The 9,309-nt window shown below is 57.1% G+C and carries 14 protein-coding genes; 3 read left to right on the top strand and 11 right to left on the bottom strand.

The genetic code is table 11. The annotated features are described in order from the left end of the window. Nucleotides 1–148 precede the first annotated feature (148 nt). From JOD78_RS08205 to JOD78_RS08155, 11 genes are all read right to left on the bottom strand, one after another. The gene (locus JOD78_RS08205; protein ID WP_209570798.1) at nt 149–1,345 is read right to left on the bottom strand and encodes a hypothetical protein; all 1,197 of its coding nucleotides are present in this window, start codon (nt 1,343–1,345) and stop codon (nt 149–151) included. 201 nt (nt 1,346–1,546) lie between these two features. Beyond that, on the bottom strand, nt 1,547–3,133 hold the full coding sequence (locus JOD78_RS08200; protein ID WP_209567071.1) for a recombinase family protein: 1,587 nt from the start codon (nt 3,131–3,133) through the stop codon (nt 1,547–1,549). Next, complete coding sequence (locus JOD78_RS08195; RefSeq protein ID WP_209567070.1) at nt 3,105–3,272, bottom strand: hypothetical protein; 168 nt, start codon at nt 3,270–3,272, stop codon at nt 3,105–3,107. The genes JOD78_RS08200 and JOD78_RS08195 overlap by 29 nt, the downstream gene beginning before the upstream one ends. Continuing rightward, nucleotides 3,259–3,615, bottom strand: coding sequence for a hypothetical protein (locus tag JOD78_RS08190; protein WP_209567069.1), 357 nt, complete (start codon nt 3,613–3,615; stop codon nt 3,259–3,261). The genes JOD78_RS08195 and JOD78_RS08190 overlap by 14 nt, the downstream gene beginning before the upstream one ends. Continuing rightward, the gene (locus JOD78_RS08185) at nt 3,612–3,758 is read right to left on the bottom strand and encodes a hypothetical protein (protein ID WP_008330650.1); all 147 of its coding nucleotides are present in this window, start codon (nt 3,756–3,758) and stop codon (nt 3,612–3,614) included. The genes JOD78_RS08190 and JOD78_RS08185 overlap by 4 nt, the downstream gene beginning before the upstream one ends. Then, nucleotides 3,755–5,806, bottom strand: a complete 2,052-nt coding sequence (locus tag JOD78_RS08180) for a replication endonuclease (protein WP_209567068.1) — start codon at nt 5,804–5,806, stop codon at nt 3,755–3,757. Before JOD78_RS08180 ends, JOD78_RS08185 begins: the two co-directional genes overlap by 4 nt. Further along, nucleotides 5,796–6,149 carry a hypothetical protein gene (locus tag JOD78_RS08175; RefSeq protein ID WP_121043107.1) on the bottom strand — a complete coding sequence of 118 codons (354 nt, stop codon included), beginning with the start codon at nt 6,147–6,149 and terminating at the stop codon, nt 5,796–5,798. The genes JOD78_RS08180 and JOD78_RS08175 overlap by 11 nt, the downstream gene beginning before the upstream one ends. 88 nt (nt 6,150–6,237) lie before the next feature. Beyond that, nucleotides 6,238–6,465 carry a hypothetical protein gene (locus JOD78_RS08170; RefSeq protein ID WP_209567067.1) on the bottom strand — a complete coding sequence of 76 codons (228 nt, stop codon included), beginning with the start codon at nt 6,463–6,465 and terminating at the stop codon, nt 6,238–6,240. Between the two features lie 79 nt (nt 6,466–6,544). After that, entirely contained in the window at nt 6,545–6,805 is a 261-nt protein-coding gene (locus tag JOD78_RS08165; RefSeq protein ID WP_209567066.1) for an ogr/Delta-like zinc finger family protein, read from the bottom strand. Continuing rightward, the gene (locus tag JOD78_RS08160) at nt 6,796–6,993 is read right to left on the bottom strand and encodes a hypothetical protein (protein ID WP_017452875.1); all 198 of its coding nucleotides are present in this window, start codon (nt 6,991–6,993) and stop codon (nt 6,796–6,798) included. The genes JOD78_RS08165 and JOD78_RS08160 overlap by 10 nt, the downstream gene beginning before the upstream one ends. Further along, the gene (locus JOD78_RS08155) at nt 6,986–7,228 is read right to left on the bottom strand and encodes a hypothetical protein (RefSeq protein ID WP_017452874.1); all 243 of its coding nucleotides are present in this window, start codon (nt 7,226–7,228) and stop codon (nt 6,986–6,988) included. The genes JOD78_RS08160 and JOD78_RS08155 overlap by 8 nt, the downstream gene beginning before the upstream one ends. Before the next feature lie 320 nt (nt 7,229–7,548). On the opposite strand from JOD78_RS08155, the gene JOD78_RS08150 reads away from it, so the two are divergent. The 3 genes from JOD78_RS08150 (at nt 7,549) to JOD78_RS27920 (ending at nt 9,303) form a co-directional block, all read left to right on the top strand. Further along, nucleotides 7,549–7,983 (top strand): helix-turn-helix domain-containing protein, encoded by a 435-nt coding sequence (locus tag JOD78_RS08150; protein WP_209567063.1) that lies wholly within the window; start codon nt 7,549–7,551, stop codon nt 7,981–7,983. Nucleotides 7,984–7,986: 3 nt separating this feature from the next. After that, nucleotides 7,987–8,385: a hypothetical protein gene (locus JOD78_RS08145; protein ID WP_209567062.1), complete on the top strand. Its 399-nt coding sequence runs from the start codon at nt 7,987–7,989 to the stop codon at nt 8,383–8,385. Nucleotides 8,386–8,505: 120 nt separating this feature from the next. Beyond that, complete coding sequence (locus JOD78_RS27920) at nt 8,506–9,303, top strand: hypothetical protein (protein WP_245202004.1); 798 nt, start codon at nt 8,506–8,508, stop codon at nt 9,301–9,303. The last annotated feature ends 6 nt before the right edge of the window (nt 9,304–9,309 follow it).

The raw sequence follows: 9,309 nt of genomic DNA, 5'->3' as shown, positions 1-9,309 counted from the left end.
GGGTGACTTCTCCTAATTAAAAGAGCCCGAGTCTTTTTCAGTACCCGGGCTCTCTTTGCTGGCAAGTGACCTAGACTGGTCTGATTAAGACAAATCTTCCTCTAGCCATCGCTGCTCGCTATTTTTGCGTGCACGGTGTTTGTCAGACTCAGTTGTCTCCATTGGGAACAACGTAGCCGACAGACTTCACGTTGGTGAGGATCGACGCGATGTTTCCCGGGCCCGACGTAAGAGAAAACACCAAGAAGAGCTGTTGGGAGACATTGGGGAATTCAACTTCCTCGTTGTCATATGCTGTCGCATTCGCCACTGGCTGCCCCAACGGGATTTCTTTCGCTTCAAATCCAGAAATGAAGCGATAGCTCGCCGAAGCGGTGCCTCCTCCGCCCGAATTGGTGGAAATGTACGAATTGATACGAGCTTTCCAACGCAGTGCAATTGGTGGGCAAGCAAGCGCCGTACTGAACGCGATTTCAGATCCAGCGGTATTGCCGGAGGCGGCGATGCTAATTTGGGCAGCCTCATAAACCGTATTGCCCGATGCGACGACCCGTCGAATTACCGATTGGCTGGTCCAGTAGAGGGCTGTGATCAGGACGACATAAGGGTAGCCAGGAACGTTGTTCGGCCCAACTGAGGGCGGATTTGCGCTGAAGACTGCACCTTCGGACCCTTTTCCGTCGGAGAGGGCATATAGGTAGATCCAGCTACCCGCCGTGAAAGCGGCAGCTTGATCACGGCCGTTCAGCACTGGACCGGCCAAGTTGGCGTCTACTGTAATGACTGATGTGTTGTAGCTTGTCTGAACAATTCCTGTGTTCGGGTCACGGAATGTGCGCGATGCAGTGGAGAAATCGAACTTAGTTGCAGGGGAAGTTGCGTTTGCTTTGCCAACGAGTCCGCGAATCCCTGAGCGTCCAGTCTTATTGAGCTGGTCCAAGGTGACAGCTTGCTCGCCTCGGCTCGCAGGTGTGATTTGTTGCGCGCCACCGGCGCAGTCGATCAACAACCAGCAAAGAGCGCCGGAATTTAATAGCGGGCCGATATAGGAGGAAAGGGTGACCAGCGCTCCTGCCGGAATCTCGTTGCCCTGCAGGGCATGTCCCGCGAGGCCAACAATGGGAGCCGCAGAGAGTCCATCGGGAGCGAAAGTCGCCGGCCCATCGTTTGTATTGGGCGCAAAAAATTGCTGCTGCACCCCGTTGGTGGTAGGAAGAGCGGAAAAAGGAACTGCATTCGAAACGCTGTAAGCCGTCGTCATAATTTTCCAATCTGATAAGTAAATTGGCCGCGAACGGAATTGATCGGGGCGTTCCACCCAGCGATGGCGGAGGGCCGACAACATAAGCACTGGATGTATATACAGTATATCCAGCCATATTTAAAAACTCAACGATTCTCATCGTACGATTTTTGACGTCGCCTTGAAATATCGTTTGCAGAAATTGTGCGGAGCAGACAGGACTAATTTGCACCAAAGAAAGGGGGATATTTGTTCTAGCTTATAAACCGCTGAAATAAGCTCTGCCTTATAAGTGTGTTTTGGCTATCTAATTCTGAACGGTAGATAACGGACAAATCCCGCCCCCGCAACCAGTTTTAGAGACATGCCGCTAGAAGCTAGTAATAGTTTCTCAGCGGCATTGTTGTATTCAGCGTAGATATTCTCGCCCTCGGCGACGACATCGATTTTCCCATAGAGCTCGGCTACCAAAATGCGCGCCTGCTGCACGTCAGCGGTCAGGGCGGTTTCCAGGTTGGCCATAGTCTTCTTGATCCTTTCCCCGATTTCTCCTGCAGACGGCCCGTCACTGCCGGCTCTTGGTTTGATCGCCGCCAGTTGGCCGCGCTCGGCCTCGGCCGCTCGCAGCCGATCCGCCAGCGCCTGAGAGGCACCGATACTGGCGATCGCATCCACCAGCCGCTGAATTTCCCCGTCCAGCTCCTTGCGCCGGCCCGTCGCCGCTGCGCCGTCGGCCGCACTGCTGCGCTGACGCTCGGCGATGATGGCCTGCACCTGGCGCCGCAACTGTTCCTGCGCGGCAGGCGACAGCAGCTCATCGCGCAAGGTCTCCAGCAGGTTCTTGTCGGCGGTCTCCCGCTTGAAGTGGATGCCCTTGCAGACCGTTGGTCCGCGATCCTTTCTGTTGGCGCAGCCGTACAGCCGGGAATTGATAGCCACGATGGCCCCGCCACAATAGGGGCAGGTCATCAGTCCGCCGAACAAGGTCCGCACCGGTGCCCCCTGCTTGCGGCCAGGTAGCCGGCCATCGATGCGCTTGCGCACGGTCTGCCACAGCTCATCATCAACGATGCGCAGCTCGGGTACATCGATTTCCCGCCACTCCTCGCGCGGCCGGTCTACCCGCTGCCGCTTGCCCGTGTCCGGATCCTTCACCCACTGCGAGCGATTCCATATATAGAGGCCCTGATACAAGCAGTTGTTCAGGATCCCGCTCCCCTTGTTGGGCGATCCGTAGATGGCCGAAACCACCCACGTGCTTGCACGCGGGGAGGGCACCTTGCGGGCGTTGAGCTCATGGGCGATGCGCTGCACGCTCCAGCCTTCCGCGTAGCGCGTGAAAATCCACCGCACCCAGCCGGCCTGCGCATCGTTCACCTGGTACTTGCTGCCCAGCTGGTCGCGCACGATGTCATAGCCATACGACTTGCCGCCAGCCGCATAGCCGCGTTCGACCTGGCCGGCCTGGCCACGATGCGTCTTGTGCCGCAGATCATCGAGGAACATCTCATTGATCAGCCCGCGCACGCCCCGCATGATCTTGCGGCCGCCCATGCGGCTGTCGTAACTGTCGGCCACGCCGATGATGACGATGCCGCGGTGCTCCAGGCGGCGCACCAGTTGCTCTTGCTCCACCTGGTCACGCGACAGACGGTCCAGGCCTTCCACTATCAGCACGTCGAAACGACCGTTGAACGCATCCATGAGCAGCCGCGCGCCGCCAGCACGCCGGGCTACCGGCGTGGAGCCGGATACCCCGTCGTCACTGTAGCGCTGTGCCACTTTAAGCTCTTCACGCTCGGCGCGCCGGGTGCAGATGGTGAATTGATCCTCGATGGAGGCCTCGCGCTGCTTGTCGGTGCTATAGCGTGCGTAGATCGCTGCTTTCATGGTGCTGAATATAGAGTGCTTTTTCGGTTTCAGGATCGCCGCCTATTTCCGGCGCCTGCTGCAGAACTTCGTTTGCCACCTGCTCGGCCAGCATTCGTAGAAGCTGGCCCCAGGCGGTTGGATTTTTAATTGCGAGCATCCATTCTCCCCCTGTCGATAATGTTCGCGCTGTAGTCGCTCAGGCATAGACGTCTAGCTTCGCAGTTCGGGCTATTGCGGCGCACGTCTCCGGCATCATCACAAGTGAGGATGTCTGCCAACGGCACGCCGCGGAACAGCCCGGCCGGCTCGTTGTCGAGCTCGACCCAGGCGAATCGCTCACCGTTGCCCAGGTGCTGACGAATGACCGACACATAGCCTGCCAGCACGCCATCGTCGGGCGTGTTGAACGTGATGCGGTCCAGGGCCTGCGGGGGCTGCATTACGAAATCGCGCGGCTTGCTGGTGGTGACGATGACATCGAATTTCACGGGTGCATTCATTGTTTTTTCTCCTTGGTGGCCGTTACGGAACACACGCCAAAGCGATCGACGGCAGCGGCGATCACGTCGCAGCTATGGGCTGCGATGGCGGTGTAGGAATGGCGTGCGCTGGCAGTGCGCACGACGACACGAAACGCGGTCATGGGGCGTTCCCTTTCGTTGGGTTGGGATCAATCGGAAGTTCGCTGACATCGAGCCGGCCGGCGCGCCAGTCGGCGACCTGGCGAGGCGTACCGTGGCGCGGGGACTTGTCCGGCACAGGCACCACGCGTGGCCAGGGGCACGCCTTGATGGCATCCCAGGCGGCCAGGGCCCGGCGCTGTTCATCGGCGGTCATGGCTGGCCTTGGCCAGGTCGGTATGTCGTCCACCACCGGTCGAGGCCAGGGACATGCGCCCAGGGCGAGCCAGGCATGATCGATCTGTGCGGCCTGGTCGGGCTGGAACGTGACCGGCGCTGGCGCAGTCTTCGGCTCGAAGGACACATCAGCCGCAAAGTCAGGCCCAGCGGGCTGCGTACAGTTATTTACACGAGTCCAAGGGAACCCCGAACCCGCCGATGCGCGGGCGTCGTGCCCTTGAACTGGTGTCCATGTGTGCCGAACGGATTTAAAGACCACCCCGGCCATCTGGCGGCATTGCACGCCATAGGGCATCACTCGCTCACACTCTTCATAGCGGCCGGTGACAGTCTTGGTTTCTTTGGCCAGGGTGACCATCAGATCGTCGCGCTTCACGATGGCGCCACCCTGCGCACGCAGGTAGCTCGCCCAGCATGCACGCTTCTCACCCTCGACCTTTTGCACTGCATCCCAGGCAGCGGCCATCGCTGGCGGTGCCTCTTGCACCATGTCTGCCGGCACGCGGCGCAGCTCACGCCAGACGCTCACAGGTGCGCCGCCCCACTGCTGGAACTGCCGAATTCCCCAACGGGCGGCCCAGGCTTCGACGCGCGCCGATGGTGTCAGCTCATAATCACCGGCCGTGTCGGTGGTCACCACGTAACCTTCTTTGGTCTTGTGGTCGGCCACGCCGTCAATGTTCTTGGCCACATACTTGGCGATGTAGCCGGCGGCGCTGCCCTTCGACCAGTCAATGCGCTTCACGTCAAGCCGGCGCTTGAATGCGCCAGGCTCGCCACGGTCCACTCGCCAGGCGTAACGCTTCATGACGCGGATAGCGCGGCCAGCCACGTCCTTGACGTGCGGGGTGGTGTAGCCCGGCAGAGCGCGCACGAACACCAGCATGTGCCAATGCGGGCATCCATCGTGATGCGGTTCAGCAATGCGGAAGCCGTACAGGCCGATGCCACGCCGTGCCAGCGCCGAGCGCGCCAGGGCCGTCATCTTGCCCAGGTACTTGTTAGCCGTGCGCGGATCTGAGCCGTCATATTTCGGATTGGGCTTGCCGCTGTGCATTGTGGCGTGGAAGCGCGACGGGCAGGACCATGTGAGAAACAGACCTTCGTCCTTGCACTCCCGCGCAATGGTCTCAAAACCATTGATACGCAACATCAGCTCACCCCGACGAATGGTTTTGTTCGCGGTGGTTTTCTCGGCCAATTCCGCAATGCTGAATTCCTGGCCGGCCTCATTGCGCACCATCGTCGCTTCCAACGCCGCTGCATTGCGCTTGTTCTGCGCCAGGCGCGACAGCACCGCATCATTGCTGGCATAGGGCTCGCCATGGTAATGGACGTAGCCAAGACGGATATTGCCGCCCTCGAAGGCACGGCCGACCACTTTGCGCAGTTGACGGCGCCACCAGCGTGGGTCCACTACCCGCGCGATGATCGCGCGCAGGTCATCGTCGTCCACTTCGGGCACGTCAATGCCGTAATCGCTGCATTCCTGCTCGATGATGTCGCGAGCGTGCGTGTCCGATATCGCCTTCCATAGCATCTTCTTGACGTTTTCGGCCGCCTTCTCGGCAGTGGCGCAGATTTCAGCATCATCCTGCGAAAGATCAATTCCGGCCGGCACGTAGTGCGCGGCAAAGTCACGTACGAAATCGAGTGCGACCGGCTCGAAGATCCGGCGCCAGTGCCATACCGACATGAGCTCAAGCGCCTGGCTGACCACACGGCCGCGCCACTTCAGTGGGATGCGTTCCAGTTCGCTGGCAAACTGAGGCGAATCGAGAAAGGCCTTGTGCTGGCGTCGCGTCTTCGCATCGACTTTTCTATACTGCATTGAGGGCTCTTTCGTAGGTCGAGATTGCGCGCAGCACGGCATGGCGCATGGCCAGGCGTTCGGCTTCGGTAAAGGAGTGAATGGGGGATTCCCAGCGGTCCGCCGAGAGTCCTGCCAAGGCCAGGATGTGCCGGCGCACCGGCTTGGCAGTGGCCGCCCAGGAATAGGCGACGCCGATCTGATGGTTTGGCCGCTTGCGTGTGCGCAGCAGCATCATGGCCTTTTCCAGCTCGGCTTTTGCGGCCTCATCACCCGGTGGTGTTGGCACCTGTGCCGCACGCTCGCGCAGCAGATCCGTGGCAGGGCGGAACGACGCATGATCCTTGATACGGGCGCAGCGCATGTTCAGCCTTTCACCCAGCCCAGCGCCGACAGCACGGCCGGCGCCAGCAGCAGCAAGCCGGCAACGAAGTAACTCAGCACGCTACGCATCACCATTCCCCGAGCAGGCCGTCAATGCGTTGCAGGCGCGCAGCGAGCCGGTTCGAGATGACTTTCTTACCTTGCCAGATGACGTTCCAGCGCACCTCGTCGATGAGCGCGGCCTCGTGCATCAGCATGCGCTGCGCGCAGCGGAATTCCTTAAGATCCTCATCCATTCGGAGCCTGATCAAGGTGAGTGCGTTGATGGCTTTTTGCTGATCGGTAATCGTGGCCATGTTTTTTCAGGGTGAGCGAATCCTGCGTGCGCCATTTGGCGCACGGCAGGTATTGATTTGTCGGGAGTGGGGCGGCCGTTTAGACGGTCGCGAGGTCTAGCGTCATCTGGTTCTTGGCAGCCAGAAATGCGCGCGAAGAAATCGGAATGCGCACTTCTGGATTCGGCATGGCCGACATCGATACGGTGCGCGAGACCTCAAGCGTGGCCACGAAGGTATGGCCGCATTCGACGTTCTGGCACTGGTACGTGATTTCTTTCATCATTGACGACATGGTGCGGCTTTTGGCTGCTCTCACACGATGTTGGCAGTGTGGGCATGGAATGCTGATTACGCGCATGGCTTCTTCCCCTCAACGGCATAGAGCACTCTTGCCTTGCCGGTAACACGCTTTGCACCTTCACGAACCGCTGCGGAAAAAACGAACTCGGCGGCGTCTTCGATTGTCTCGAATCCCTCGCACGCCATCAGTATTTCCAATGCCTCAACGAGTGCAGGACTTATCAGCGTCAGTTCGATATCAGGCATTTTGAGGCACTAAAAAGTGGCTCTTGAGCGCCTTGGTTTGCATGTTTTGATTGATTACTATGGGCACATCACGAGCAACGACGAACTCAACGGCCATATGCAGCATCATGTCGTGGGCCAAGGTCGCCAAGTTTTCACCCTGCAGCTGGGCGAGCGACTTCATGAACGCGTAGTTGTCGGCGTTGCAGCGGATCACGATTCTGTGATCGCGGATGTGGCGCGGATCGTCGTACATAGGTTCCCCCTGGTCAGGCGGTTGCGGATTGGTGTTCTTTTTCGTACGCCTGAATACCTTTCAGGACCATGAGGCGGAGAAAGGACGAGCGAGTTCGATGGTCTTGAACTGCATAGGCCGAGACTTTTTCCGCCTCGCGAGAATCCAGGCGGGTGGTCATAACCACCGATGTGACATCCCTGGTAGCTGGAATGTCAGTTTCATTTCTTATTGGCAATGAAGTGGCAGGTGTAGACATAGGGTAAAATTTGTATACGTCACTTAGCAATGACGAGAATATAGCGGTCATGCGGCCGCAAGTCAACAAACATTCAAGTCAAATGACTTCATTTCAAGAACGTTTAAAGTTTGAGCGCAAGCGACTTGGCTTGAGCCAGGAGAAATTTGCATCCCTCGGTGGGGTAACTAGGGATGCCCAGATGAACTATGAAAATGGATCGCGCAAGCCGGATTCCGGCTATCTGCAAGGGCTATTCGAGGCGGGTGTAGACATAGTGTTCCTGTTCAGCGGCTCCCCATCCGCAGAGGTTCTGGAGGACGATGAAAAAGAACTACTCAATGGCTATCGAACGATTGACGTGAGAACAAAAGCAAGAATTCTCGGGATCTTAGAAGGTGCGGCCTCCGCTGATACCGGCAGCAAGAACGCCTCACACATAACCGCTGGCGGTGGCATTGGCCAGTATATTACTGGTGATATCCATGGGACGCTTCAAGGCCCAGTCATGGTCCATAAAACGATAAAGAAGAAGTGAAAAATGAAGGTCGGTGCAAGGGTGCCGACTTGCGTTTGGGGATTTATGAACAAGATTTTCGTAGCATGCCTCTGCGCATTGCTTTCCATTTCGGCGCTGGCGGACGCACCAAAATTCAAAGCCGAAGACATCATCGAACCAATCAATGCCACAGTGGCCTGCATAACGCCCGAGGATTTGCTGTCGGCGTTCAAAATGGCCGCATCGGGTGAGCAGACAAGGCTTCAATCGTTTTTCGATTCTAAGCGCTGTGTTCTTACCGGTCCCGGCGAAAGACTCAAGGTGCTGACATCGGAAAACTCGCCCATCATAGAGGCCGTCCCGATTTCGGTTAAATCAGCGTCTCAAGGCTTCTATGTCGCCGAGGGTGCTTACACAAAATCTGCCGCAAAAAAGAAATAAAAGTATCTGGCGCGCTTACGCCAAGTTCCGTTTTTGCGTGTCTGGCGAACCGCGCATGTTTTAGTGTGCTTCGACGCGTGACAGGGAGTAACGCGTCAGTAGTAACCATTAGGTTTTTGAATGTCAGAAAAAATTGAAGCGCAGCGCGATATTGGCCAAATTATCGAAGGCAACGTTCATGAGGCACCGCGGTTTAATAACGTGATGACTCTGAATTTGAGCGAGGCCAAAAAGGAAGTACAAAGAATTACTGAGTATCAGCGAAAAAGAATCAATATGCTGGTGAAGGAATGGGCAGCGATATGCGGCGACGAAGAGATTGAAATCTATAAAATTTTCATCACTGATTATGGAATCAAATATTTTCGCGAACTGCCCATCGAGCACTATATGACAGTTAAAAAAACATTGGAAGAATGGATTGCAGCAGGCGTGGCTAAATCCAGTATCGTTCCTACTGTTCCTACTGTTCCTACTGTTCCTACTGTTCCTACTGTTTCTACTGTTCCTACTGTTCCTACTGTTCCTACTGTTCCTACTGTTCCTGCTGTTCCTACTGTTCCTGCTGTTCCTACTGTTCCTGCTGTCCCTGCAGCACTTGCTCAAGAAACTATTCCACATTCGACTGCGCCAATTCATGCTCTGGTCGAGTGTGCGATCTGCAAGGAAAAAGATGCGTCGTTCTCTCGCTCGCAGCGGGCGATATTTGCGCTGGTGACATTAGTTCTTCTCCTAGCCGCATCAAGTGCATGGCTGCTGTATAAGATGCCTGCGCCTAGTGATGCAATGGATTCCAATGCTCATTGCATCTATGACGGAAAGCCGTATTCGGCTGGCAGCATAATCAAGACAGCCGGTGGATTGCTAAGCGAGTGCATCGCTGCGACAGATGGCCGCTCGGCCGCCTGGTCGCGCTAAGTGAGT

It is taken from the genome of Herbaspirillum sp. 1130, from assembly GCF_017833835.1.
GTDB classification, from domain to species: domain Bacteria; phylum Pseudomonadota; class Gammaproteobacteria; order Burkholderiales; family Burkholderiaceae_D; genus Herbaspirillum; species Herbaspirillum huttiense.
The sequence above is the reverse complement of the archived record's forward strand: the minus strand, read 5'-3'. Positions and strand labels throughout refer to the sequence as shown.

Excerpts from the sequence above, each read along its gene's own strand:
- JOD78_RS08190 (WP_209567069.1), bottom strand. The coding sequence starts at position 3,615 with ATGAATGCACCCGTGAAATTCGATGTCATCGTCACCACCAGCAAGCCG.
- JOD78_RS08180 (WP_209567068.1), bottom strand. The coding sequence starts at position 5,806 with ATGCAGTATAGAAAAGTCGATGCGAAGACGCGACGCCAGCACAAGGCC.
- JOD78_RS08200 (WP_209567071.1), bottom strand. The coding sequence starts at position 3,133 with ATGAAAGCAGCGATCTACGCACGCTATAGCACCGACAAGCAGCGCGAG.
- JOD78_RS08160 (WP_017452875.1), bottom strand. The coding sequence starts at position 6,993 with ATGCCTGATATCGAACTGACGCTGATAAGTCCTGCACTCGTTGAGGCA.
- JOD78_RS08155 (WP_017452874.1), bottom strand. The coding sequence starts at position 7,228 with ATGTACGACGATCCGCGCCACATCCGCGATCACAGAATCGTGATCCGC.
- JOD78_RS08165 (WP_209567066.1), bottom strand. The coding sequence starts at position 6,805 with ATGCGCGTAATCAGCATTCCATGCCCACACTGCCAACATCGTGTGAGA.
- JOD78_RS08170 (WP_209567067.1), bottom strand. The coding sequence starts at position 6,465 with ATGGCCACGATTACCGATCAGCAAAAAGCCATCAACGCACTCACCTTG.
- JOD78_RS27920 (WP_245202004.1), top strand. The coding sequence starts at position 8,506 with ATGTCAGAAAAAATTGAAGCGCAGCGCGATATTGGCCAAATTATCGAA.
- JOD78_RS08195 (WP_209567070.1), bottom strand. The coding sequence starts at position 3,272 with ATGCTCGCAATTAAAAATCCAACCGCCTGGGGCCAGCTTCTACGAATG.
- JOD78_RS08145 (WP_209567062.1), top strand. The coding sequence starts at position 7,987 with ATGAAGGTCGGTGCAAGGGTGCCGACTTGCGTTTGGGGATTTATGAAC.
- JOD78_RS08185 (WP_008330650.1), bottom strand. The coding sequence starts at position 3,758 with ATGACCGCGTTTCGTGTCGTCGTGCGCACTGCCAGCGCACGCCATTCC.
- JOD78_RS08205 (WP_209570798.1), bottom strand. The coding sequence starts at position 1,345 with ATGTTGTCGGCCCTCCGCCATCGCTGGGTGGAACGCCCCGATCAATTC.
- JOD78_RS08150 (WP_209567063.1), top strand. The coding sequence starts at position 7,549 with ATGACTTCATTTCAAGAACGTTTAAAGTTTGAGCGCAAGCGACTTGGC.
- JOD78_RS08175 (WP_121043107.1), bottom strand. The coding sequence starts at position 6,149 with ATGCGCTGCGCCCGTATCAAGGATCATGCGTCGTTCCGCCCTGCCACG.